The 23,788-nt window shown below is 70.0% G+C and carries 26 protein-coding genes and 1 pseudogene; 10 read left to right on the plus strand and 17 right to left on the minus strand.

Features of this window, described 5'->3' with window-relative positions; genetic code table 11:
- Positions 1–59 precede the first annotated feature (59 nt).
- Positions 60–989: a LysR family transcriptional regulator gene (locus KW835_RS10245; protein ID WP_218382274.1), complete on the plus strand. Its 930-nt coding sequence runs from the start codon at positions 60–62 to the stop codon at positions 987–989.
- 48 nt (positions 990–1,037) lie between these two features.
- Here KW835_RS10245 and KW835_RS10250 read toward each other — a convergent pair whose 3' ends face one another.
- The 8 genes and pseudogenes from KW835_RS10250 to KW835_RS10285 form a co-directional block, all read right to left on the minus strand.
- A complete protein-coding gene (locus tag KW835_RS10250) occupies positions 1,038–2,198 on the minus strand; it encodes an SLC13 family permease (protein ID WP_218382275.1) in 1,161 nt (386 codons plus the stop codon).
- 85 nt (positions 2,199–2,283) lie between these two features.
- Positions 2,284–2,820, minus strand: coding sequence for a 2OG-Fe(II) oxygenase (locus tag KW835_RS10255; protein WP_255593444.1), 537 nt, complete (start codon positions 2,818–2,820; stop codon positions 2,284–2,286).
- Between the two features lie 47 nt (positions 2,821–2,867).
- Complete coding sequence (locus tag KW835_RS10260; protein ID WP_218382276.1) at positions 2,868–3,344, minus strand: peptidylprolyl isomerase; 477 nt, start codon at positions 3,342–3,344, stop codon at positions 2,868–2,870.
- A 160-nt stretch (positions 3,345–3,504) separates the two neighbouring features.
- Positions 3,505–4,587, minus strand: coding sequence for a pirin family protein (locus tag KW835_RS10265; RefSeq protein WP_218382277.1), 1,083 nt, complete (start codon positions 4,585–4,587; stop codon positions 3,505–3,507).
- A 289-nt stretch (positions 4,588–4,876) separates the two neighbouring features.
- Entirely contained in the window at positions 4,877–5,245 is a 369-nt protein-coding gene (locus KW835_RS10270) for a DUF1428 domain-containing protein (protein ID WP_056171024.1), read from the minus strand.
- A gap of 95 nt (positions 5,246–5,340) precedes the next feature.
- A complete protein-coding gene (locus tag KW835_RS10275) occupies positions 5,341–5,826 on the minus strand; it encodes a DUF1579 domain-containing protein (RefSeq protein WP_218382278.1) in 486 nt (161 codons plus the stop codon).
- Between the two features lie 54 nt (positions 5,827–5,880).
- Positions 5,881–6,538: pseudogene (locus tag KW835_RS10280) on the minus strand (glutathione S-transferase family protein).
- Between the two features lie 8 nt (positions 6,539–6,546).
- Positions 6,547–6,975 (minus strand): VOC family protein, encoded by a 429-nt coding sequence (locus tag KW835_RS10285; RefSeq protein WP_218382279.1) that lies wholly within the window; start codon positions 6,973–6,975, stop codon positions 6,547–6,549.
- 99 nt (positions 6,976–7,074) lie between these two features.
- Between KW835_RS10285 and KW835_RS10290 the strand changes: the two genes are divergently transcribed.
- Together KW835_RS10290 and KW835_RS27045 are read left to right on the plus strand one after the other, a co-directional pair.
- Positions 7,075–7,722, plus strand: a complete 648-nt coding sequence (locus KW835_RS10290; RefSeq protein ID WP_218382280.1) for a TetR/AcrR family transcriptional regulator — start codon at positions 7,075–7,077, stop codon at positions 7,720–7,722.
- Positions 7,723–8,134: 412 nt separating this feature from the next.
- Positions 8,135–9,715, plus strand: a complete 1,581-nt coding sequence (locus KW835_RS27045) for a methyl-accepting chemotaxis protein (protein WP_370633609.1) — start codon at positions 8,135–8,137, stop codon at positions 9,713–9,715.
- Between the two features lie 70 nt (positions 9,716–9,785).
- On the opposite strand, the gene KW835_RS10300 is transcribed toward KW835_RS27045, so the two are convergent.
- Positions 9,786–10,787 carry a YafY family protein gene (locus KW835_RS10300; protein ID WP_218382281.1) on the minus strand — a complete coding sequence of 334 codons (1,002 nt, stop codon included), beginning with the start codon at positions 10,785–10,787 and terminating at the stop codon, positions 9,786–9,788.
- A 181-nt stretch (positions 10,788–10,968) separates the two neighbouring features.
- Here KW835_RS10300 and KW835_RS10305 point away from each other — a divergent pair, with 181 nt between their 5' ends.
- Together KW835_RS10305 and KW835_RS10310 are read left to right on the plus strand one after the other, a co-directional pair.
- Entirely contained in the window at positions 10,969–11,763 is a 795-nt protein-coding gene (locus tag KW835_RS10305) for an NIPSNAP family protein (RefSeq protein WP_255593445.1), read from the plus strand.
- Between the two features lie 40 nt (positions 11,764–11,803).
- The gene (locus KW835_RS10310) at positions 11,804–12,337 is read left to right on the plus strand and encodes a hypothetical protein (RefSeq protein WP_218382282.1); all 534 of its coding nucleotides are present in this window, start codon (positions 11,804–11,806) and stop codon (positions 12,335–12,337) included.
- 78 nt (positions 12,338–12,415) lie between these two features.
- Here KW835_RS10310 and KW835_RS10315 read toward each other — a convergent pair whose 3' ends face one another.
- Positions 12,416–13,363 carry an oxidoreductase gene (locus tag KW835_RS10315; RefSeq protein WP_255593446.1) on the minus strand — a complete coding sequence of 316 codons (948 nt, stop codon included), beginning with the start codon at positions 13,361–13,363 and terminating at the stop codon, positions 12,416–12,418.
- A 179-nt stretch (positions 13,364–13,542) separates the two neighbouring features.
- Here KW835_RS10315 and KW835_RS10320 point away from each other — a divergent pair, with 179 nt between their 5' ends.
- Positions 13,543–14,526, plus strand: a complete 984-nt coding sequence (locus KW835_RS10320) for a LysR family transcriptional regulator (protein WP_218382283.1) — start codon at positions 13,543–13,545, stop codon at positions 14,524–14,526.
- Between the two features lie 7 nt (positions 14,527–14,533).
- On the opposite strand, the gene KW835_RS10325 is transcribed toward KW835_RS10320, so the two are convergent.
- On the minus strand, positions 14,534–15,328 hold the full coding sequence (locus KW835_RS10325; RefSeq protein ID WP_218382284.1) for an SDR family oxidoreductase: 795 nt from the start codon (positions 15,326–15,328) through the stop codon (positions 14,534–14,536).
- A 152-nt stretch (positions 15,329–15,480) separates the two neighbouring features.
- Here KW835_RS10325 and KW835_RS10330 point away from each other — a divergent pair, with 152 nt between their 5' ends.
- The 3 genes from KW835_RS10330 (at position 15,481) to KW835_RS10340 (ending at position 18,445) form a co-directional block, all read left to right on the plus strand.
- Positions 15,481–16,404 carry a LysR family transcriptional regulator gene (locus KW835_RS10330; RefSeq protein ID WP_218382285.1) on the plus strand — a complete coding sequence of 308 codons (924 nt, stop codon included), beginning with the start codon at positions 15,481–15,483 and terminating at the stop codon, positions 16,402–16,404.
- A 110-nt stretch (positions 16,405–16,514) separates the two neighbouring features.
- A complete protein-coding gene (locus KW835_RS10335; protein ID WP_218382286.1) occupies positions 16,515–17,270 on the plus strand; it encodes an aspartate/glutamate racemase family protein in 756 nt (251 codons plus the stop codon).
- A 125-nt stretch (positions 17,271–17,395) separates the two neighbouring features.
- Positions 17,396–18,445: a serine hydrolase gene (locus KW835_RS10340; RefSeq protein WP_218382287.1), complete on the plus strand. Its 1,050-nt coding sequence runs from the start codon at positions 17,396–17,398 to the stop codon at positions 18,443–18,445.
- A gap of 115 nt (positions 18,446–18,560) precedes the next feature.
- On the opposite strand, the gene KW835_RS10345 is transcribed toward KW835_RS10340, so the two are convergent.
- The 6 genes from KW835_RS10345 to KW835_RS10370 form a co-directional block, all read right to left on the minus strand.
- The gene (locus tag KW835_RS10345) at positions 18,561–19,133 is read right to left on the minus strand and encodes a DUF1439 domain-containing protein (protein ID WP_218382288.1); all 573 of its coding nucleotides are present in this window, start codon (positions 19,131–19,133) and stop codon (positions 18,561–18,563) included.
- 132 nt (positions 19,134–19,265) lie between these two features.
- On the minus strand, positions 19,266–19,517 hold the full coding sequence (locus KW835_RS10350) for a hypothetical protein (protein WP_218382289.1): 252 nt from the start codon (positions 19,515–19,517) through the stop codon (positions 19,266–19,268).
- 191 nt (positions 19,518–19,708) lie between these two features.
- On the minus strand, positions 19,709–20,185 hold the full coding sequence (locus KW835_RS10355) for a GNAT family N-acetyltransferase (RefSeq protein WP_218382290.1): 477 nt from the start codon (positions 20,183–20,185) through the stop codon (positions 19,709–19,711).
- Between the two features lie 108 nt (positions 20,186–20,293).
- Complete coding sequence (locus KW835_RS10360) at positions 20,294–20,710, minus strand: hypothetical protein (protein ID WP_218382291.1); 417 nt, start codon at positions 20,708–20,710, stop codon at positions 20,294–20,296.
- A 200-nt stretch (positions 20,711–20,910) separates the two neighbouring features.
- Positions 20,911–21,705: a tRNA-uridine aminocarboxypropyltransferase gene (locus tag KW835_RS10365; protein ID WP_218382292.1), complete on the minus strand. Its 795-nt coding sequence runs from the start codon at positions 21,703–21,705 to the stop codon at positions 20,911–20,913.
- A 28-nt stretch (positions 21,706–21,733) separates the two neighbouring features.
- On the minus strand, positions 21,734–22,336 hold the full coding sequence (locus KW835_RS10370) for a trans-aconitate 2-methyltransferase (protein WP_218382293.1): 603 nt from the start codon (positions 22,334–22,336) through the stop codon (positions 21,734–21,736).
- Positions 22,337–22,458: 122 nt separating this feature from the next.
- On the opposite strand from KW835_RS10370, the gene KW835_RS10375 reads away from it, so the two are divergent.
- Positions 22,459–23,694 carry a helix-turn-helix domain-containing protein gene (locus tag KW835_RS10375; RefSeq protein ID WP_218382294.1) on the plus strand — a complete coding sequence of 412 codons (1,236 nt, stop codon included), beginning with the start codon at positions 22,459–22,461 and terminating at the stop codon, positions 23,692–23,694.
- The last annotated feature ends 94 nt before the right edge of the window (positions 23,695–23,788 follow it).

Below are 23,788 nucleotides of genomic sequence, written 5' to 3' on the forward strand. Positions count from 1 at the left end.
TTGCACTGAACGCTGTGAATAGCGATATTGCGACTTTCAAAATTGCACCAATCGAAATAATGGACCATCTGGAGACCCTTCGCTGCTTCGTCGCGGTGGCCGATGCAGGCGGCTTTGCGGTGGCGGGGCGCAGGCTGGGCTGCTCTGCAGCAGCGGTCACACGCGCCATTGCGGCGCTGGAGACGCGCCTGTCGGTGCTGCTGTTCCAGCGCAGCACGCGCATGGTGCGGCTGACCGAGGCGGGCGAGCGCTTCCTGGCGGACTGCCGCCCCATCCTGAACGACCTGCACGAGGCGGAGCAGTCGGCCAGCGGCGCGCAGGGCGAAGCCCAGGGCCTGCTGTCGATCACCGCGCCGCAGATGTTCGGCAACCAGCACGTCGCACCCGTGGTGCTCGATTTCCTGAAGGCCCATCCCCGCGTGCAGGCGCGCACCCTGTTCGTCAACCGGCTGGTACACCTTCTGGAAGAGGACATGGACGTGGCCGTGCGCATTGCCCACCTGCCCGATTCGGGGCTCACCGCGCTGCAGGTCGGTGCGCTGCGCCGCATGGTGGTCGCGTCGCCCGGCTATCTGGCGCAGCACGGCGAGCCGCGCCATCCGGATGAACTGGGCGGGCACCGCGCCATCGCGTTCTCGTTCGATGCGCGCGCGGCATCGCCCTGGAAGTTCCGCAGCGGCGCCATCGGAGCGCCGCAGCTCGCCTGGATCAGCAACAGCAACGAGGTGGACATCGCCGCCGCAGAGGCGGGCCTGGGCCTCACGCGCTGTCTGGCCTACCAGGCCGCAGCCGGCCTGCGTGCGGGCCGGCTGCGCGTGGTGCTGGCCGAGCACGAGCCTGACCCCGTGCCCGTGCACATCGTCTACCCCGCCGGGCGCCGCGCGCCCGCCAAGGTGCGGGCCTTCGTGGACTTCGCGCGGCAGCGGCTGGCCGCCGAGCCGGTGCTGCAGGGCCGGGGCCTGGCACGGGGCCGCAGCGGCAAGCGCTGAGCGGCGCCGATGCATGCCTGCACGCTGGGGCTGCCAATCCTTCCAGGCTCACCCCAGCCGCAGCAGCAGTGCAGACAGCGCGCACACCAGCAGGAAGGGAATGCTGATCTTGTGGAACTCGCGCAGGCCCCGGGGCAAGCGCGCCAACCGCAGCGCGATCAGGTTGGCCAGCGAACCCAGCACGCACCCGAAGCCGCCCACGCTGACCCCGGCCGCCAGCGCCGGCAGGTCACGCACCGGTCCATCGAGCAGGATGGCGGCCGGCACGTTGCTGATGAACTGCGAGGCCACGATGGCGGCAAGGTACGCCCGCCAGCCCTCGGCGATGGGGGCCTGTTTGAGCAGCTCGGCCACGGCAGGCAGCTCCGCGAGCTGGCGCAGGTCGATGAACATCAGCGCGATGATGGCGAGCAGCGCCCAGTCCACGCCCTTGAGCACCCGCGGGTAGGACACCAGGAACGCGCCGAACACCAGCGCGAGCCCCGCCAGCAGCCAGTGCCGCTCCAGCGCCACCACGAACGCCACGAAGAGCACGCCGGCCAGCGTGAGCAGGCGCGGCTGCACGGCCGGCACTTCGGACGCCGGGCGCAGCGCAATGGGGGTGCGGGGAACCAACACCCACACTGCCGCGAAGAGCCAGAACAGCATGACCGCGACGGTGGGCGCCATCATGCCCATGAACCCGATGAAGCTTTCGCCCGAGCGGTGCCACAGGTACAGGTTCTGCGGATTGCCAATCGGCGTGAGCGCGGAGCCAGCGTTGACCGCCAGGGCCTGCAGCACCACCAGCCGGGCCAGCGGCAGTTCGGCCTGCGTGGCCAGCACCCGCGTCAGCGGCACCAGCAGGAACAGGCTCACATCGTTGGTAACCAGGGCGGACAGCACGGCAGCGCCGGCAGTGAGCAGCAGCGCCAGGCTGCGCAGGTCGGTCATGCGGCCCAGCAGGCGCTGGGCCGTGGCCTGCAGCATGCCGCTCTTCTCGACGCCCTGGGTGATGGCCAGCAGGCCCGCCAGCGCGCCCACGGTCTGCCAGTCCACCAGCTGCAGGTAGTCCATCGGTGCGCGGGGCCGCAGCACGGCAAAGACGGCTGCGACAGCCAACAGGACCCAGAGCAGGCCATTGCCGCCCTCTGGCGCGGTTTCCGACGGATGGGCAGAGCTTGCGCCGGGTGCGCGGGTCGTGGTGGAGCGGGTGGAAGAATCGGTCATGCTGTGCCAAGAATAAGGCCAGGGCCGGCGCCCCACAGGGCTGGCGCGGCATGCACCGCGCCTTCTGCCCACGGGCCCGCTCGGTTCAGCCGTAGAGGACGTCCGAGCGCAGCACGTACTTCGTGCCTTCGGTGACGGCAGTGCCTTCGTGCCAGGTGTCGTGCAGGAACAGCAGCGCGGCCCCGGTGCGGGGGGCCACAGCGAAGTCGCGAAAGTCCGTCGCGCCGCCCGTGAAACCGTCGTTCAGGTACACCAGCAGGGTGAGCTGGCTCGTCTGGCCCGACTCCGTCCAGGGGCCGTCCTTGTGCATCTTGAACCGCTGGCCGGGGGAGTATTTGTAGAACCGCAGGTCCTTGGGCAGGCCCTGCGCGCGCTGCGTGCCCACGGCGGGCAAGGCCACCTGGCCCAGTCGCTGCCACAGCAGCGCCACCCAGCCAGGCGCCTGGACCAGCACGCGCTCGTTGTTGCGCACCAGGGGCATGGCCTTGGGCCCCCCCGTGGTGCGCACGCCCGCTGCGCTGAAGCCGCCGGCCTCTGCCAGCTCGACCAGCTGCGCGCATTCATCGGCCGACAGGAAGTCCTGCAGCGAAAAAGCCCGCTCGGAGTGCGCGATGAGACGCATGGTTCGGGCGGTGCGATGCGTGGTGAGGGTGCTGCCGGTCTTGGTTTTCAGTGCTGGTGGCCGTGCGCGCCGTGCACATGGCGGTGTGCGATCTCTTCGGCGCTGGCAGCCCGCACTGCGGTGACCTTGCAGCTGAAGGCGAGCGCCTGCCCTGCCAGGGGGTGGTTGCCGTCCAGGTGCACTTCGGGCCCCTTGATCTTGACCACGTTGAACACGGCGGGCTGGCCGTCGTTGCCCACGCCCTGCAACTGGCCGCCGACCTTCACGCCGGGCGGAAACTCGCTCTTGGGGATGGTGCGCACCAGGCCTTCGTCGCGCACACCGAAGGCGTCTTCCACCGCCAGTTGCAGCGTGGTGGCAAAGCCCACGGCCTGGCCCTCCAGGGCGGCTTCGACCTTGGGGAAGATGTTGTCATAGCCGCCGTGCAGGTACGCCAGGCTGCCGGAATCGAGCGGCTTGCCTTCGGGCGTGGTCACCTTGTAGGTGATGGTGACGGCGGAGTCTTTGGTAATGGTGGTGCTCATGGCAGGGCTTGCGCTTTCGTATTGGGGTCAAGGGGTGCGGCGCAGCGCCGGGGCCACCGGCTGGCGCGGTGGCGGCGCTGCGCGCATCGAAAGGCTGGATTGTCCACGAGCCGCCCGGCGCCTGCCGGGCAGCGCCGGCGACCCCACCGGGCGAAGGTATTCAGGCCCGCGCCCCTGCGGTCGCCTCACCGGGACGCTCTTCCTCGGCCTGGCCGGGGTAGCGCGCAAAGCGTCGGGCCTCGGTGCCGTGCACCGGGTCCTGGTCGTCCCAGGGCCAGCCGCCGAACTGCGTGCGGCGGTAGTCGTTCATGGCCTGCATGATCTCCGCCTGTGTGTTCATCACGAACGGGCCGTACTGCGCCACGGGCTCGCCGATGGGCCGGCCCTGCAGCACCAGGCATTCCACCGTGGTGGCGCCCGTGTTGGTCAGCAGCCAGTCCTCGGTGGCGCGCACCTGCAGCGCGGCGTGGCGGTCAACGTCCTGCGGGCCCACGCGCAGGCTGTCGCCCACGAAGAAATACAGCATGCGCTGCGTGCCTTCGCCTTGCGCGGCGGGCAGGGTCCATTCGGCGCCGGGGTCCATGCGCAGCGTCCAGATCGCCACGTCGCCCTCGGGCTGCGAGGCCCACGACTCGGGTGGCGGCGACAGCGGCTCGGGCGCGCCGGGCAACGCGCCGGCCACCACGGTGACGGTGGTGGCACGGCCGGCGGCGTCGTTGTGCACCAGGCGCGGGATGCGCTCGTCCCACAGCATCGTGAAGTGGGGGTCCACCATCTTGTTGCGCGCAGGCAGGTTCAGCCAGATCTGGAACAGCTCCAGCGGATTGGGCTCGGTGGCGTTGAGCAGCGGGAACATCTCGGAGTGCACGATGCCCTTGCCGGCCGTGACCCATTGCACGTCACCGCCTCCAAACCGTGCGGCCGCGCCCAGCGAGTCGGAATGGTCGATCAGGCCCTTGCGCACCAGCGTCACCGTCTCGAAGCCGCGGTGCGGGTGGCCGGGAAAGCCGGGCACGGTGTCGCCGTGGTACATGCTCCAGCCGTCCTTGCCGCTGAAGTCGCTGCCGATCTGGCGGTCGTCCACCGGCACGGCAGGACCGAACGCGGCGTTGCCTGCCGGGTAGGCATCGTCGTGGTGGGCGCAGAAAAGGAAAGGGTCCATGGTGGGCCACTGCGGGCCCAGCAGCTGGGCCCGGACGATGGGGACCAGCGTGGGGGTGGTGGCAGAGGTGGACGACGACATCAGGGGGCTCCTCGTGTTGTGCACCGCCACTATCGGACGGTTGCCTGTCGAATATGGAGCCCATGGTGCCTGAACAGAAGTGCGGCGGATAGGACAGTGCGGTGCGCCGGGCGGGACAGTGGGGGCTTGGCGGCTCACCCAGCCATGCCGGAGATATTTGACAAAATTCGGCTTCCGCGCTTGTCTGGAAAGCGCAGATAGCTATGGTTTTTATATCAGGGCAGCCATCGTGGTGGTCGCCCTTCTCGTCCCATGGCCCGGTCCCGGGCGGCACGACTGCGACAGCGGCTCAGGCCTTCACCTCGACCACCGGCACGAAGCCGCCGAAGATCATGCGTTTGCCATCAAACGGCATGGGCGGATTGCCCGGTGTGGAGGGATCCATGCGCGGGTCTTCCATCATCTTCTTCATGCCTGCATCGCGCGTGGCTTTGTCCGGCCATTCGATCCACGAGAAGGCCACCGTCTCCTCGGCCGTCGCCTGGACCGCGCGGCGGAAATCGGTGACTTTGCCGTCGGGGACGTCATCGCCCCAGCCTTCGATCACACGCAGAGCGCCGAGCTCGATGAATATCGGGTCGAGCTGGCGTGCGTGCTCAATGAATTTCTGCTTGTTGGCGGTAGGGACCGCGATCACGAAACCATCGATGTAAGACATATCCTGACTCCTGTGAGGTTGACTGTTCGAACTGCCCACCTGGGGCGTCTCATCCCGTATTCACCCGGCCCGGCGGACCGGAGCCCGCCTTGCCATCACTTGCGACGATATGTCGCCTGCATGAACTGCTTCCAGCTTCCATCCGGCTGCTGGCCGAATGAGGTGAGCGTGCGTTCATGGGGGCCGACAAGGGTGATGACGTCGCGGTAGCGCGCCGTGGCGCCATCGCCCTTGAAGCTCGGGCCTTCGGTTTCCAGCGTGAGCACCTTCTGGCCGGCGTCCAGCGTGCCGCGGTACACCCACATGTGGGTCATCATCGAGCCGACCCAGGTGCCGAGGAACACGTTCTGCTCAGGGTCATAGCCCAGCGTCATCTGCATGCGCGCCTCGCCGCCACCGCCGGGCATGGTGCCCGCGCCTTCCATGATGACCCACAGGTCGCCGAGCGCGCGCACGTGTTCCGTGCCGGTGCCCTTTTCGGCCGGCTGGTCGGGGCCCATGTCGCAGTCGGAGTTGCAGGTCCAGTCGCCCAGCAGCTGTTGCAGCCAGCGGTGCATGGCGTGGGGTTCGGTGTTCATCATGGTGGTCTCCTTGGTGGTTTGATCCTTGGGGGTCGAAGGCGGAGCGCGCTGCGCTCAATCGCGGTCTGGCGCGCCCAGTGGAAAGTAGTGGCGGTAGGGACGTCCGCCGTCCACCGCCTTCGCAAACGACGGGCGGGCCAGCAGCCGGGCCCGGTAGGCGCGCAGCATCGGGTAGGCATCGGCGACGGGATGCGTCCAGTCGGCGTAGAACAGTGCGGGCGCCGCGGCGCAGTCCGCCATCGTGAAATCTGCGCCTGCGGCCCATGTCCTGCCGCCCCACTCGCCTTCCAGCCAGGCGTAGGCCTTTTGCAGCTTGTCGGCCGCCCGGGCCACGCCCTCTGCGCGGCGGGCCGCGTCGCCGGTGAGCGCAGCGCTCACGGCCTGCTGCACCGGGGCCATCACGTGCAGGTCGAAGAAGCGGTCCATGAACCGCACCTCCAGCGCAGCCTCTGGGTCGAGCGGTCAGGCGCACGGGGCCCGGGTGGGCCAGTTGCAGATGCTCGATCACGATGCTGCTCTCCGCCACCGTCCGCTCGCCGTCCACCAGCACCGGAAACATCGCCAACGGCCAGTGGCGCAGCCAATCGGCGGCGTGGCCGCCCGGCGCGGCCGGGTCGAGATTGCGCAGTTCATACGGTGTCCCGTTTTCATGCAGCGCGGTCAGCACCTTCTGGGTGTACGACGAGAAGGGGTGGCCGTAGAGGGCAAGCATCGGCGCGCTCATTCGGGTGCCACCACCATCCACGACACGCCGAAGCGGTCGGCCACCATGCCGAAGGCCTTGGAGAAGAAGGTCTTCGTCAAAGGCATCTGCACCTGGCCGCCGTCGGCCAGCGCATCGAAGTAGCGCCGCGCCTGGGTTTCGTCGGCAGGGCTCAGGGCCAGCGAAATGCCCTGGAAGCTGGCCTTGCCCGAGCCCATGCCATCGGACGCCATGAGCTGCGTCTCGCCCACGCTGAACGCGGCGTGCATGACCATCTCCGGCGTGGGGCCGGGCCCGCCGCCCTCGGCGCAACCCGGGCCGGCGGCGGGATCGGGGTTGTCCTTGTAGCGCATGAGCATGGTCACCTGGGCGCCCAAGGCGCTTCGGTAGAAAGCCAGGGCCTCTTCGCAGCGGCCTTCAAACATCAGGTACGGCTCGATTTTCATGACGGTCTCCTTGGGTTCGTGTGGGGGCGGCGCACAATTGTGAACACCGTCCACAAACAATACCAAAGATAATGGACAGTGTCCACATCTGCCCCGCCCATGAACGTAAGCACCCGCAACACCCCGGCCGCACGCAGCACCTACCGCCATGGCGACCTGCGCCGCGCCCTGCTGGATGCCGGCATCGAGCTGGCCCGCCAGGGTGGCCCCGACGCAGTGGTGCTGCGCGAGGCCACGCGCCGCGCGGGTGTGGCGCCCAACGCGGCGTACCGGCATTTCGCCAACCGCGACGACCTGCTCGATGCCGTGCGCGCCGCCGCCGTGGCCTCGGCCGCACGATTCATGGAGGCCGAGCTGGCCCGGGTGCCCGCCACCGGCACGCCCACCGAGCAGGCCCACGCCCGGGTGCGCGCCGTGGGCGCAGGCTACATGCGGTTTGCGCACGCCGAGACCGGGCTGTTCCGCACGGCGTTCGGCGGCCGCTTCACGGTGCAGCGCGTCCCGGACCCGGCCATGGGCGGCGCCACGGGGCGCAATCCTTTCGAGCACCTGAGCGCGGCGCTCGATGACCTGGTGACCGCAGGCGCGCTGCTCCCGGCGCGCCGCCCCGGTGCGGAATACCTGGCCTGGTCCACCGTGCACGGCATGGCCCTGCTGGCCATCGACGGACCGCTGCGCGGCACGCCCCAGCAAATGCTGGACGTGCTGGGCCAGCGGCTGCTGGACATGGTGGAGCGGGGGCTCTAGCGCGTCCCGCCGGCGGCCAGGCGTCCACTGCGATCAGCGGGCTCCGCCGCCCGCCCCAAGGGGCACGCAGCACCCCAATACCGCTGCGCATCGCCGTATGTCAGAGGTCTCCTTGCACCGCCCATTCCGGGCGGATCTTGGCGCATGCACGCGCGACTTCAGCGGCCAAGGTGCGCCCCATCAGCGCCACAGCCCTGCGAAGACCTGTTTTTAGACTGGGTTGTCGAAGTCGGCCTACACGCCGCAACTGTCGGCAAACCAATAATTCACAAACTGAAACATTAAGTCACAAACGATACTTATTGGTCGCCGTGGGCCTCTCCTGCCAACCGCAGTTCCTGCGCCTGCCCTGACCCAGACTGCGAAACCCACCATGAACTTCCACAGCAAAACCGTCACCCAGAAACTGACGATGGCATTTTTTGTACTGATCGCGTTGTTGATCGGTGTCTCCATCCTGTCGCTGCGCAGCCTGGGCGGCGCACAGGCCGAGTTCCAGAGCTTCGTCGGCAACGAATTCACCCGTGGCAGCCTGGCGCGCGATGTGCACGCCGCCGCCAGCGCACGGGCGATCTCGGCACGCAACCTGATCCTGCTCACCGGCGCGTCCGACATCGCGATGGAAACCGCCGCCGTGAAGGCGGCGCACGAGCGGGTGCAGGACGGGATGTCCCAGCTGCGCGCGGCACTGGCCCGCGGCACGCACGTCGAGCCCGGCGAGCGCGCGCTGTTCGAGAAGCTCGAGGCCATCGAAAGCCGCTACGGCCCGGTGGCGCTCGACATCGTGGCCTTGGCGCTGGCCGGCAGGAAGGACGAGGCCACGGTCAAGATGAACGCCGAATGCCAGCCGCTGCTGCAGCAGCTTATCGCCACCACGTCGCAGTACACGCAGCTCATCACCGCGTCGGGCGCGCAGGAGATCCGCATCGCCGCTGAACACTACAGCGACAACCGCCTGGCGCTCGTGGCCGTGGCGCTCGTCGCCATCGCTGCGGCAGTGGGCCTGGCGCTGCTGATCAACCGCAGCCTCATGCGCTCCCTCGGTGCCGACCCCGTGGAGCTGAGCGCCGCGGCACGTCGCGTGGCCTCGGGCGACCTGGGCCCGGTGCCCGGCGGCGCGGCGGCGCCGGCCGACAGCGTGCTCGCCTCGCTGGGCGGCATGCAGGCGGCGCTGGCGGGCATCGTGGACCAGGTCCGCGCCGCGGCCACCGCCATCGAAGCGGGCTCGCGCGAGATCGCCACGGGCAACACCGACCTGTCCCACCGCACCGAGCAGCAGGCGCGCAGCCTGCAGCAGAGCGCGGCGTCCATGGAAGAAATGACCGCGACCGTGCAGCAGAACTCCGACACCGCGCAGCAGGCCAGCCAGCTGGCTTCCTCCGCGCGCGCCGCCGCCGAAAACGGCGGCACGGTGGTGGCCCAGGTGGTCAACACCATGAACGACATCGCCACCAGTTCGCGCCGCATCGCCGACATCACCAGCGTGATCGACGGCATCGCGTTCCAGACCAACATCCTCGCGCTGAACGCTGCGGTCGAGGCGGCGCGTGCCGGCGAGCAAGGCCGCGGCTTTGCCGTGGTGGCCAGCGAGGTGCGCACGCTCGCGCAGCGCAGCGCCCAGGCCGCCAAGGAGATCAAGTCGCTCATCGAAGCCAGCGCGGACAAGGTCAAGACCGGCTCGACCCTGGTCAACACTGCGGGCTCGGCCATGACGGAGATCGTGGGCGAAGTGCACCGCGTGGCCGACCTGATCGGCGAGATCAGCGCCGCCACCCGCGAGCAGACCACCGGCATCGGCCAGATCGGCAGCGCCGTGGCCGAGCTGGACCAGTCCACCCAGCAGAACGCGGCCCTGGTGGAGCAGATGGCCGCCGCCGCGCAAACGCTTAACCAGCAAACCCACGGGCTCGTGCAATCGGTGGCCGTGTTCCGCGTTGACACCCGCTTTCAGCTGACGCACGCGCACCCCACACCGGCACTGCTCGCGGCCTGATTCAGAAACTTTTCGGCCTCTACCGCTCGACCATCCAGCGCCACCAGCTATTGATTTGATAGCAATCAAATCAGTCCGGAGCCAGGCCGTAGAGCCTCGCCGTGCTGCGCAACCGCTCCACCAGCGCGCGGCGCAGCGCGGCGGGCCTGACCACCTCGACCTGGGGCGACAGGCGCATGAACTGGCCGCAGGCGTGCTCCACCGACTCGATGGGCACCGTCACCGCCACCCGCCCGTCCTGCCGGCGTGAGGCCGGCGCAGCCGCCGCCACCGCCACCGCCCGCGCCACGGCGCTGCTGAGCATGCGCAGGCCCTTGAGCCCCGCAGGCGTGGCCAGCAGCACTGCCTCGCCGGTGTAGAGCGCGGATTCGAAGCGCCGGATGGATTCCGCCCAGTACGCGGGCAGGTCGAACCGCGCCGGGCGCCGCACGGCCGCCTCCAGCGCCTGCGCCGCCAGGATGTTGGAGACGCGGTAGGTGCGCGGCCCGCCCTCGCCGCGCGCCGGGGCGGCCGGCAGCGCCACGAGGTACCAGGCACCGGCCTTGAGCACCAGGCCCAGCGGGCTCACGGTGCGCTGCACGGTGTCGGCCCAGCTCTCGTAGCGCATCGAGATCTGGCGGCCGTTCCACACGGCCGCGGCCACCGTGGCCAGGTGCGGCGTGGGGTCGCTCTCGCGGTACCAGTCCACCGGATCCAGGTGCAGGCGGGTGCTCACGCGCTGGGCGTCTTCGCGCCAGGCTGCGGGCAGGGCCGACAGCAGCTTCAGGCGCGCACCTTCCACCTCGTCGCCCAGCCCCAACTGTTGGGCCGGGCCGGGCAGCCCGCTCAGGAACACGGCCTGCGCCTCCGAGGGCGTAAGCCCGGTGAGCGTGGTCTTCCAGCCGGGCAACAGCGCAAAGCCGCCGTGGCGGCCACGCTCGGCATAGATGGGCACGCCGGCCGCGCTGAGCTGGTCCACATCGCGATACAGCGTGCGCACCGAGATCTCCAGCGCATCGGCCAGCGCGGTCGCGCTCATGCGGCCCTGGGTCTCGAGCAGCATCTGAAGGGACAGCAGGCGGCTTGCGCGCATGGGGGCAGGCGAGGTGAATGCGTTGAGGGAGGCTGGCCAAAACAGCAGGCCGCAGCCTGCCCGAAAAAACGACCATCGCAAAGATAGCCGAAATACCTGCCATGCGTTGGCAGGTATGCGCGTGCAGACTGCAGTTCTGTTTCTCACCCCCCTTTCACCCGACCATCCACCAGGAGCCCGCATGCCCGAAGACACCCTTATCGCCACGATGTCCGGCACCACCGCCACCCCGGCGCCGCCCGCCGCCACCGACGAATGCGCCATCGTCGAGCTGCGCCAGTACACGCTGCACCCGCGCCAGCGCGAAGTGCTCATCGACCTGTTCGACCGCGAGTTCGTGGAGACCCAGGAGGCCCAGGGCATGCGCGTGCTGGGCCAGTTCCGCGACCTGGACCGGCCCGACCTGTTCGTCTGGCTGCGCGGTTTTGCCAGCATGCCGGCCCGGCGCCAGGCGCTCGAAGCGTTCTATGGCGGCCCCACCTGGGCGGCGCACCGCAGCGCCGCCAACGCCACCATGATCGACTCGGACAACGTGCTGCTGCTGCGCCCCGCATGGCCCGGCGCGACGGCGGCGTTGCCCCGGCACCCGCGCCCCGCACCGGGTGCCGCCGCCGCCAGCGGCGCAGCCCCCGGCCTGCTGGCGGCCACCGTGTTCCACCTGCACGAGGCCGCCACGCCCGCGCTGCTGGACTTTTGCCGCCACCGCATGGCCCCGCTGCTGCAGCGCAGCGGCGCGCGGCAGGTGGCCTGGTACTGCACCGAGACCAGCCCCAACACCTTTCCGCGCCTGCCCGTGCGCGAAGGCGAGCACGTGCTGCTGGCACTTGCGCTGTTCGGCAGCGAATCGGCAGCGCAGGCCTTTGCCACCAGCGGCGCCTGGGAGCGCGGCGTGGCGCCGGGCCTGGCGCCCTGGCTGGCCCGTGCGCCCGAAACCCTGCGACTGCAGCCCACGGCGCGCAGTGCAATACACGCCTGACAACGCCTGATCAGGCCGGATGTCCCACCGGAGCACCACCATGTCCACGCCCCACCTCATCACCATCCCCTCGCCCGCAGTCGCTCCCAGCGCCGCGCGCGACTTCGACTTCCTCATGGGCCCCTGGCGCATCCGCAACACGCGGCTGGTGCGGCGCCTGGCCGGCTGCAACGACTGGGAGGTGTTCGACGCCACCGGCACCGCGCGCCCGCTGCCCGCCGGCATCGGCAACTGCGACGCCTTCACGCCGCTGGCCTGGAAGCCAGGCTTCGTGGGCATGACGCTGCGGGTGTTCAGCCCCGTCACGCAGCGCTGGAGCATCTACTGGCTGGACAACGCCACGGGCGGGCTCGACCCCGCCACCGGCCTGCTGCTGCCACCGGTGGTCGGCGGTTTCCACAACGGCGTGGGCGTCTTCGACGGCGAGGAACTGCTCGAAGGCCGCACCGTGCGTGTGCGCTTCGAGTGGTCGCAGATGCACACCGGCGCGCCGCGCTGGCAACAGGCCTTTTCCGGCGACAACGGTGCCACCTGGGAGGTGAACTGGGTGATGGAGTTCACGCGGCCGGTGTAGCCGCCGCATTGCGCGACCGCACGGCTCACCCCGGGACTTTGAACGTGAAGAGCCCCTGCCGCTTTCTGGCAGAGGGCATCAAGCTATCAAAACGGAAGCATCGGCCTGGGCGGCATCGCGTGCGACCTTGAGCGCGGCCTCGTGTGCAGGAAAGTCCGTCGACGCCGCCACCGCGCGCCACTGCGCCGTCTCCCTCTCCACGAAGGCATGCTTGTCGGCAATGGTCTGGAGCGTGTCCGTGCCCAGCGGCAGGCGCAGCGGCGGCGTGGGGCTGGCCACCAGCTGCATCAGGGCCCGGGCCAGGCGCACGGGGTCGCCGGGCTGGTTCAGGTTGATGCGGCGCGCCGCCTCGCGCACGGCGCCGGCGCTGGGGGCGTAGTCGTCCAGCACGCGGGGCGATACGGCCAGCGAGCTGCCGTCCAGGAACTCGGTGCGAAAGTACCCAGGCTCCACCACGGTGGCGTGGATGCCCAGCGGCGCCAGCTCGGCGTGCAATGCCTCGGTGATGCCCTCGACCGCGAACTTGGTGGAGCAGTACAGGCCGAACCCCGCGGCCGACTGCACCCCGCCCAGCGAGGAGATGTTGACCACATGCCCGGCGCGGCGCGCGCGCATGGCGGGCAGCACGGCGCGGGTCACGTGCAGCAGGCCGAACACGTTGGTGTCATACAGGCGCAGCACTTCGTCGGCCGTGGCTTCCTCCACCGCGCCCAGCAGGCCGTAGCCCGCGTTGTTGACCAGCACGTCGATGCGGCCGAAGTGATCGAGCGCGGCACCGACGGCCTGGCGGGCCTGTGCCTCGTCGGTCACGTCCAGCGCCAGGGGCAGCAGGGCGTCGTGTGCGCCCAGGCGCTGCTCGACGGATGCGGCGCTGCGCGACGTGGCGACAACGGCGTCGCCCTGGGCCAGCGCGGCCTCGGCAATGCGCGCACCGATGCCGCGCGAGGCGCCGGTGATCATCCAGACGCGGGGGTACGAAGAGCCGGAGTTGGTGGCTGTGGTGGAAGCGGCGTGTTCGGCAGTCATGGCAGGTCCTTGAAGTGTGTCGAGCGATGGGAGGGCCCCATGGCGGTGAACTCTAGGCAAGGCATTGCCAATCTACTAGCCCATAATTCATGGATTCATTGGCAAGTTTTGCTTGCCAATTCAAAACCCACAATACCCAACCCAACAGCCACCCCAACAACCGCGCCCAGCCCTCCACCATGGCCATCAACGAACTGCGTGCCATCGCCAACTTCACCAAGGCCGCCGAACTGGGCAGCCTGCGCCAGGCGGCGGCCGCGCAAGGCATCACGCCCCAGGCGGCGAGCCAGCTGCTGGTGCAGCTCGAATCGCACCTGGGCGTGCGGCTGTTCCACCGCACCACGCGCAGCCTGAGCCTCACGGAAGAAGGGCGGCAGTTTCTGGCCTCGGCGCAGCCGGGTCTGGCCACGCTGCAGCACGCGGTGCAGGGTGCCCGGCGCGGGCGCGAGGCAATGGCCGGGCCGCTGCGCATCGTGGCGCCGCGCTCCATCCTGCTGGAGGTGATCTGGCCGGTGCTGCACGAGTTCTGCCGCCGCCACCCACAGGTGGAGCCGGACGTGCAGCTCGATGACCGCATCGGCAACTGGGTGGAAGACCGCGTGGACGTGGGCTTTCGCTCGGGGTACCCGCCCGAGGGCGGCGTGGTGGCGCGGCGGCTGCTCACGCTGCAGCTCATCGTGTGCGCCGCGCCCGCCTACATTGCGCGCCACGGGGCGCCTGCCAGCATCGACGAGCTGGCGCAGCACCGCTGCAGCGGTTTTCGGCACCCGTCCACCGGCAAGCCCATGCCCTGGGAGTTCCAGGTGGGCGACGACATCGTGGCGCGCACCATCCACCCCACGTTCTGCACCAACGACATCGAGGCCGAGGCCCGCGCGGTGGTGGGCGGCCACGCGGTGGGGCAACTGGTGGGCGTCACGGCTGCACCGCTGGTGCGCAGCGGCCAGCTGGTGCCGCTGCTGCCCCGGCATGTGGCAGAGCACCTGGCGCTGTACGTGTACTACGGCAGCCGCACCGCGCTGCCCGCACGCGTTCGGGCCTTCATCGACCTGGCAGTGGAGATGGTGGCGAACAACGCGGCCTATGTGCTCACGCCGCAGGAGCTGGCCGCAGGCAGCTCCGCGCCCGCCAGGAAGCCCCGGCCCCGCAAGCCCGCGCAGTGACAGCCGGTCAGGCCGCGAAGCCGCCGTCGATCAGCAGGCTGGCGCCCGTGACCATGCCCGACTCGGGCCCGGCCAGATAGGCCACCATGCCCGCGATCTCGTCGGGATGCGCATGGCGTCCGAGCGCCATCAGCGCGTGCATGTTGCCGGCCATCGGGCCGTCGGCCGGGTTCATGTCGGTGTTGACCGGGCCGGGCTGCACGTTGTTCACGGTGATGCCGCGTGGACCCAGATCACGCGCCAGGCCTTTGGTCAGGCCCACGATGGCAGCCTTGCTCATGCCGTACACGCTGAAGCCGGCCCATGGCACCCGGTCCGAGTTGGTGCTGCCGATGGTGATCACGCGGCCATACGCTCCGCCCTGCCCCATGTGGCGCACTGCGGCCTGCGTGGCGACGAACACGGCGCGCACGTTCACGTTCACGGTGTGGTCGAAATCGGCCAGCGAGAAGCTGTCGATCTCGCCCGCCACCGCCACGCCCGCGCTGTTCACGAGGATGTCGACGCGGCCGAACGTGGCGGCAGCCGTGTCGATGGCCTGCGTGAGCCCGGCGGCGTCGGTGCTATCCGCCCGCAGCGCCAGCGCATGGCCCCCGGCAGCATCGATGTCGGCCGCCAGCGCCTTGGCCGGCGCTTCGGAGCTGCTGTACGTGAAGGCCACGGCAGCGCCGTCGCGCGCCAGGCGCCGCACGATGGCCGCACCAATGCCACGCGAGCCGCCGGTGACGAAGGCCACCTTGCCGGCAAGGGCGCCTGGGGTGGATGAAGAAGACGAAGTCTGCGCTGAACCGAGAGTGGACATGGTTTTTCTCCAGGAATGAGGGTGAGGGAAGGACAAGGGACAAGCTTTGGAAACACCTGCAGTGTCGGAAAACCATTGCATCCTCGGTAGCCATGAATGGGCTGTATTTATTTCAACCATTGGTTGAAAATGAATGGCATAGCGAGACCCCCATGCAGCCCCTGAGCCACCTCGAATCCTTCGTCAAGTCCGCCGAATCCGGCAGCTTCTCGGCCGCAGCGCGGCTCATGGGCCTCTCGCCCGCCGCCGTGAGCAAGAACGTGGCGCGGCTCGAAGCCAGCCTGTCGGTGCGGCTCTTTCAGCGCAGCACGCGGCGCCTGTCGCTCACCGAGGGTGGGCAGCGCCTGCTGGCGCAGATCAGCGAGCCGCTGGGCACGCTGGCCGATGCGGTGGCGCACGCTGCCGAGGCGGACGCCCAGCCGGCAGGAACGCTCAAGGTCAGCATGGGCCTGGCCTTCGGGCGCGCCTACCTGGTGCCGCTGCTCGATGAATTTTTGCGGCGCTACCCGGCCATCCAGCCTGACTGGCGCTTCGAGAACCGCCAGGTCGACCTGATCGGCGAGGGGTTCGACGCGGGCATCGGCGGCGGCCTCAACCTGAACCCGGACATGGTGGCGCGCACGCTGGGGCAGATCCATCTGGTCGTGGTGGGGGCGCCCGCGTTGCTGCGGGGCCGCAAGCTGCCGCGCCACCCATCGGAGCTGTCGCGCTGGGACGGCATCGCACGCCGCACCATCCGCACCGGCCGCGTGCAGGTGACCACCTTGCGCAACAAGGCCGGCGATGCCGCGGCCGCCGAGCTGCGCCCGCGCATCGTCTTCGACGACCCCGAAGCCATGTGCCAGGCCGCGATGATGGGCCTGGGCCTGGCGGTGCTCCCCATGCCGTTCGCGCAGCCCTGGCTGGCACGCGGCGACCTCGTGCGCGTGCTGCCCGGCTGGTGGGCGGACGCGGGCCCCACGTCGCTGTACTACCCCAGCAAGAAGCTGCTGCCCGCCCGCACCCGGGTATTCGTGGACTTCATCGTGGAGCAGTTCGCGCAGCGCGGCTTTGCGCAGCGGGTGCGGGGCGACTGAGGCGCCTGCAGGCCCGCGCAAGCGCGGACGGCCCGACGCCACGGGCCTGTGTGGCTGGCATCATGGCGTCCCCGCCGCTACAACCCACCAGGCCCCGCGCCCGCCTTCACATGACTGCAGCCACGCACACCACGCCCTCCCCAGCCCACCCGCGCGCCAGCGGCACGCCGCTGCACATCGGCATCGTGGGCTGTTCTGCCGAGGGCGCCGCGCTGTGCTACCGCACCCTGTGCACCGAAGGCGCGGCGCTGATGGGCCGGGCCCATGCCCACCCCGAGATATCCATGCACACGCCCTCGCTGGCCGACTACGTGGACTGCCTGGACCGGGGCGATCTGCAGGGCGTGGCCGACCTGATGCTGGCATCGGCCCACAAGCTCGCGCAGGCGGGTGCGGACATCCTGATCTGCCCCGACAACACCATCCACCAGGCGTTTGCGCTGGTGCAGCCCCGCTCGCCACGGCCCTGGCTGCACATCGCCCAGGTGGTGGCTGCCGAGGCCGCGCTGCGCGGCCACCGGCGCCTGGCCATCACGGGCACGCGGTGGCTGGTGGAGAGCAGCGTCTACCCCGACGCCCTGGCCGCGCAGGGCATCGCCTGCGTGCGACCCACCGAGGCCGAGCGCGCCGAGATCAACCGCATCATCATGGACGAGCTGGTTCCAGGTGTGGTCCGCACGCAGGCGGTGGCGGCCTTCCAGGAGGTGATCGCGCGCATGCAGCGCGAGGACGGCTGCGATGCGGTGGTGCTGGGCTGCACCGAGATCCCGCTCATCATCAGCGATGCGAACTCGGCGCTGCCCACGCTGGACTCCACGCGGCTGCTGGCGCGGGCGGCGCTGCGCCGGGCCGTGCCGGCGGGCTGAGAGCGTCGCCGGGCCTGCGTTCAGGCCCCGGGGTTGCCGCCGCGCAGTGGCGAGTCTTTGGCTTGCACAAAGCTTGCTGTCTCTACACTGCCGCTTCACCGCCGACACCGCCCGAAGGAGCCTGCATGCACACCCGCCGGACCCGCCGCCTTGCCTGCGCAGCCCTGGGCCTGCTGGCCTGCATCGGCCCCACGCTGGCGCTGGCGCAGGCGGACGCCCCCTTCGTGTGGCGAGAGACACCCACACCCGACGAGCAGGCGCTGGACGCCGCAGCCTTCGGCGGGCTGGACGCGACATTTGCCCAGCAGTTCGCCGACGTGCAAAGCGCCGTGATCGTGCTGCGGGGCCGGGTGGCCTACAGCTTCTACCGCGACGGCGATCCGCAGGCGCTGCGCGACACGCAGTCGGCCTCCAAAAGTGCCTTGTCGGTGCTGCTGGGCACCGCGCTTGCGCAGGGCCGCATCACCAGCGTGGACCAGCGCGTGCTGGAGCTGATGCCCGAATGGGCCGGCGCCAACGCAGACCCGCGCGCGGCAGGCATCACGTTGCGGCATCTGCTCACGCTGACGGCCGGATTTGCGGTCAACGACCCCACGGGCACCGGGGCGCCGCTGCGGCCCCGCGATGCCTGGGCCAGGCCGCTGGCCAGCGACCCGGGCCAGGCGTTCGCCTATGACAACTCGGTGGTGCCCCTGCTCACCGCCGTGCTGGAGAAAGCCACCGACATGCCGCTGCCCGACTACGCGCGCGAGCAGCTGGTGCGGCCGCTGGGCCTGGCCGAGCCTTCGTACCAGCGCGGCGGCGTGCACCTGCGCACGCTGGACATGGCCAAGCTCGGGCAGCTGTACCTGCAGCGCGGGCAGTGGAACGGCCAGTCTCTGGTGCCCGAGGCGTTCGCCGACGCATCCGTGACAGCGCAGAACGCGGGCGGGCCACCGGCAGGTTTGTCGTACGGCTACCTGTGGTGGGTGGTGCCTTCGCCCGCACCGCGCCCGACCTTTCTGGCCAGCGGGTTCGGCGGCCAGTTCATCTGGGTGTATCCGCCCCTGGACCTGGTGGTGGCCACCACGGCACCCGCATCCATGGCAAGCGCCCGGCGCGGCCAGGCGCTGCAGTGGCTGCGCACCCAGGCGTTCGGGGCGGCGCAGCGGCGGGTGAAGGCCGGGCCGCAGTGATGCGGCACTCCACCACATCGGTCCAGCAAGCCGCTACCGCGAGATCAGCAAGGACAATTGGCTTTCTGTTTCGATAGCCATCGAATGTTGTGAATGGCTTTGGCGCGATCAGGCCTCAGGGCTGCTTGTTCACGAACGCCACCGACAGGCCCTTGGGCGTCACCGTGATGGGCCCGGGCTGCAGCCCCAGGCCGTCGAACAAGGCCGTGTCCTGCGGGCGCAGGGTGTGCAGCACCACCTCGCGCAGGGACTGCTCGGCCAGCACCGGGCCGTAGGCGTTGAGCAGCTCGTTCACGGCCGGCTTGAGGCTCGGAAAGTCCAGCCGGCCCAGCTTGATCTGGTGCGCCCGCAGCGTGCGGTCGCTGGCCTCATAGCGCAGCGCGAACTCCACGTCGAAGGTGCCCGTGTGGCTGCGGCGCAGTGCGGGGCCTGCCGCCTCCACCGTCATCGCCGCGCCCAGGCGGTTGACCTCGGGCAGCAGGCGCAGGCGCGGCGCCAGCAGCGTCAGGTCCACCAGCCCCTGCACCGGCACGCTGCGCGGAAACCGGGGCGCCACGGCCTCCTGCAGTTGCTCTAGCGGCACGGTGTAGCTGGGCAGCGCCTGCGCCGTGCGCAGCGACGACATGGCCACGCCGGCCAGGGCGAGGCCGCGTGCCATGGTGTTCAGGAATCTTCTGCGGTGGAGCATGGGGGCTGTCTCGTGCGATGGACCCCGTAGGAGCCGTGGCACGTGAAAAAGTGCCCGGCGGACGCCAGGCCGTTGCAGACGCGGTTCCGGGTCACGACCGCGCAACGCGCCCGCAGCCGGGGCGGCCGGCCGCTACCGCCCCACCACCGACCAGCCGGCCTGCTGGTTGGTCTTGTCGTTTTCATACTCCCACGCCGTGCCGCAGCGGTCACACACGTAGCGGGTGAAGGTCACGGGGCCGTGGTCGCGGTCTTCCTTGCGGTTGCCGCGCTGCACGAGCTCGGCATGGCCCGGGGCCTTGCGCCAGTTGCGCTGGATGCCCTGGCAGGGCTCGCACAGCGACATGGGTTTGAGTTCGGTCTGTCGCGCGAGGTCTTTGGTCATGGGTGCGTGTGCAGCCCTTGCGGGCCGGTGGGGTTGCGTGCTGCGGGGCGGCTACTGTAAGCCAAGTGCCGATGCCTGCACCAGCCCGACTGCGGCGCGCATCGCTGCTGTGGCCAGGCCGCTGATAAAAAACAGGGCCCGGCGCCCGGGTACATTGCGCATCAAGCTATATTTTTCATAGCAACCACCTGTTACAGCCGCTTCACCATCCGCGCGTTGTGCAACACCACGCCTGCGCGCTGCACTTGTTGGCGTTCTTGCACCTCGAAACCGCTGGCGGTGAAGAAAGGCTCTGCGGTCAGGCTCACATCGGCGTGCAATTGCGTGGTGCCGCGCTGCGCAGCCTGCGTGTGCAGATGGGCCATCAGCGCACGGGCCACGCCCTGCCCGGCGTGGGCGGGCGCAACGAAGAACATGTCGATGTAGCCGCCGGGCTGCAGGTCGGCAAAACCCGCCACCGCCGTGCCACCGTCCACATGCGCGATGAAGGGCTGATTGGCGCGCATGCGCTCGGCCCACGTTGCGCTGTCGTGCTCGAGCGGCGCCCAGGCCGCGAGTTGCTCGGGGGTGTAGTTGCGGCAAGCCAGGCCGTGCACGGAGGCATGGAAGACGGCCCGCAGCGGCGCTTCGTCGCCGCTGCGAAAGTTGCGGATGGAGATGGAGTGCATGGTTGTCAGATCGATGGCAGGCGCGGCTGGTGGCCGCTTTGGCGGGCTGCAAACACCAACGCCCCGCACCACCCGAGGCAGTAGCGGGGCGTTGGGGTCGGAGGCGGTTTACTTGTCCAGCTCGGCGGTCAGCATGTCCCAGCTGGGGTAGGAGCTTTCGTCGAAGGTGATCACGCCCTTGCCTGCAGCGAACTTGAAGGCGGTAGTGCCTGTGCGCGCGAATTCCAGCGTCTTGAGCTTGCACACGGCGGCCTTGGACGGCGCATCGTTGCAGTACTTCGGGGCGTTGTCCACGATGGTGGCGGCCGCATAGCGCACCTGGCGCAGGTGGTCGACGGTCTGGAAGCTGTCCTGCTTCACATCCATCTTCACATCACAGCCGCAGGACTGCTTGAGGGTGCCCGTGGCGGTCTTCACGGCGGGCGCCACCTCGGCGGCATAGAAATCCCGCTCGGGCTTGCCGGCATGGGCCAGCGATGCAACGGCCAGACTCAGGGATGCGATCACAAACGTGCGTGTTGTCATGGTTCTTTCAAAAGGTTGGCTTCGGTTGCGACCGCTCACTCCTCCCTGGCAAGCGGCCCGCGCCCGGCGGGCGGCCGAAGCGCTGCGGATTGTGCAGTGCGCCAGCCCGCGCAGCTGTAACCATGCGCTACGCGCGCCATGCTTTTTGTGCAATGTTTCATGCACGTGCATGAGAAAACTCTGCGCCCCCACGCCCGGCGCTATGCAGTGTGTTGGCCACTTGTGATGGCTGGCGGCAGCGTGGCGCTGCGCAGCGCCTGGTGCGCCGGCCCCTCCCAGTCGGGTGGCAGCTGGTGCTTGGACTGCAGGTAATGGTGCGTGAACACGTCCAGGTAGGCCTGCAGTACCTGCGCGGCACCACCTTCGCCCGCGAGTTCCAGGCACAGCGCCGCGACCTCGGATGTGCAGAAATGGTCATCCCGCCGCGACCGGCGCAGTTGGTAGCGCGAGACCTGCTCGGGCGCGAGGCTCAGCACCGGAAAGCGGTCGAGGTACGGGCTCTTGCGGAACATCTTGCGCGCCTCGGGCCAGGTGGCGTCGAGCAGGATGAAAAGCGGGCGCGGCGCGCTCGCACCACCGGGGGCAGCGCCCGACGGCGTCTCGGGCCCGGGCAGTTGCGACACCACGCGCGCCGCATCGACGAACTCGCCCGGGAACACGACGCAGGGTTGCCACTGCGGGTCGGCCAGCAGCGCGAGCAGGCCGGGCGCCACCACGGTGCGCGCCCAGCCGAAGGCAAAGGTGTCGGCCACCACGTCGGCGATGAGCCAGCCGGTGTTGCTGGGCTTGAGCGGCTCGATGTCGGCCATGAGCAAGCACACGCCCGCGCGCGTGGACACCACGGGGCGCACGGCGCAGAGGCAGTGGGTGGGCACCAGGCGGCAGCCCGCACAGCGCTCGCCCTTGGGCCCGCCGCGCGCCAGGAACGGCTTGGCGCTGCGGGCCAGCCGCTCGGCGCGCAAGCGCGAAACGGCGTGGGGTGGCACGGCGGTCATCGCGCTGCCTTGGGTCGGTACGATTGCATCACCCCACGTGCTCCAGCGCGAACAGCGGCACCTCGGCCTGGCGGCTCAGCCACAGGCCGCCGCCCAGCTCCATCGCGCCCTGCTGCAGTCCGCGCCGGTACAGCTCGGCCCGGTGGCGAAACACACGGTTGTCGGTGAGGTCCTCGTCGATGATGTCGCGCTCGTAGTCCTCGCGCGAGACCGCCTCGACATACAGCGCGCCCCGGCTCAGCCGGGTGAGGTTGTGCAGTGCGGCCTTCAGGTCCGGCGGGCTCAGGTAGGGCAGCACGCCCTGGCAGATCACGAGGTCGAACGGCTGGTCCGCTGCATAGTCCACCACCGAGCCCTGCTGCCAGCCGTAGCGCTCGCACAGGTAAGGGCTGATCTCCACGCCCTGGTAGCTGGCCTGCGGAAAGTGCTGCGCAACGATGCCCTTCCACAGCCCGATGCCGCAGCCCACGTCCAACACACGGTGCACCGGCACGCGCAGGTACTTGAGGTAGCTGCACACGAAGGTGCCCAGGCGTTCCATGTGCTGCGGGTCCACCACGCTGGTTTTCTTGTCGAAGTAAAAGCGCTGGTAGTAGGCCTCGTCGAAGGTGTCGGCGCTGGCGGATTTCAATGGGCAGTCCTTGTGGGCAAAGGTGGCAGGGGCGGCGTGAAGGAGCGGCAGAGTATCCCGCACACGGGACAACCACAGCCGCCGCGTGGCCCTGCGCGGGGCAAAGGCCCTATTCTGTCGCCATGGACTCCATGATCTCGGCCGCCGCCCGCGCGCTGGCGGCGGGCGACGCGCTCACCGCGCTGCAGCGCGTGGCGCTGCGCGACGACCCGCCCGCACTGGCCCTGCGCGGCATTGCCATGGCCCAGCTGGGCGAGCACCCGCGTGCCCGCGAACTGCTGCGCCGTGCCGCCCGCGCCTTTGGAGCCCACGAACCCGTGGCCCGTGCGCGCTGCGTGGTGGCCGAGGCCGAGGTGGCACTGGCCCTGCGCGACCTGGGCGGGCAGGGCCAGGCACTGATGGCCGCCGCCGACACGCTGCAGGCCCACGGCGATGCGGTCAATGCCCTGCAGGCGCGGCTGGTAGCCACACGCAGGCTGATCCTGCTGGGACGACTGGGCGAGGCCTCGGCCACGCTGGCCGCAAGCCACGCGGCCGGCATGCCCCCGAGGCTGCCCGCACCGCTGGCTGCGGTGGCAGCGCTCACCAACGCCGAGCTGGCCTTGCGCGCCCTGCACATCGACGCCGCGCGCGCGGCCCTGCAAGGTGCGGACAATGCGGCGCGCCAGGCGGGCGTGCCCGCGCTGCTGGCCGAGGTGGATCGCGCCCACGCGCTGCTGCACCAGCCCGCGGCCCGGCGCCTCGGTCCTGGCGCCGACCACCTGCTGCAACTGCACGACGTGGCGGCGCTGCGCGCATCCGGCGACACGCTGGTGGTGGACGCCTGCCGCCACGGCGTGCATGCAGGCGGCACCTGGCACACGCTGGCCCGCCGCCCCGTTCTGTTCGCGCTGCTGCGCGCAATGGGCGAGGCATGGCCTGGCGATGCCGATCGCGAATCGCTGATCGCCACCGTGTTCCGCACCCGCCACCCCGACGACACCCACCGCGCCCGCCTGCGGGTGGAGATGGGCCGCCTGCGCGCACTGCTGGCACCGGTGGCGGGCGTGGAGGCCACGGCGCGCGGCTTCGTGCTGCGCCCCCACGGCGGGCGCGGCGTGGCCGTGCTGGCACCGCCGGTGGAGGGCGGGCAGGGTGCGCTGCTGGCCCTGCTGTCCGATGGCGCGGCGTGGTCCACATCGGCCCTGGCGCTGGCCCTGGGCGACAGCCAGCGCACCGTGCAGCGGGCCCTGGCCGACCTGGAAGCGGACGGCCAGGTGCGCGCCATCGGGCAGGCCCGCGCCCGCCGCTGGCTGGCCGCGCCGCTCGTCGGATTCACGACGATCTTGTTACTCCCTGCGGCGCAGCCGATTCCCTAAAGTGGCAGCACCAACCCTTGAAGGAGCCCCGCAATGACAGCCACCACCACCCTCGACACCCCCTGCAGCAGCCAGCCTGGCGACACCCCGCCGT

Origin of the sequence: Acidovorax sp. sic0104, assembly GCF_019219095.1 — a bacterium.
Lineage (GTDB): Bacteria > Pseudomonadota > Gammaproteobacteria > Burkholderiales > Burkholderiaceae_C > Acidovorax.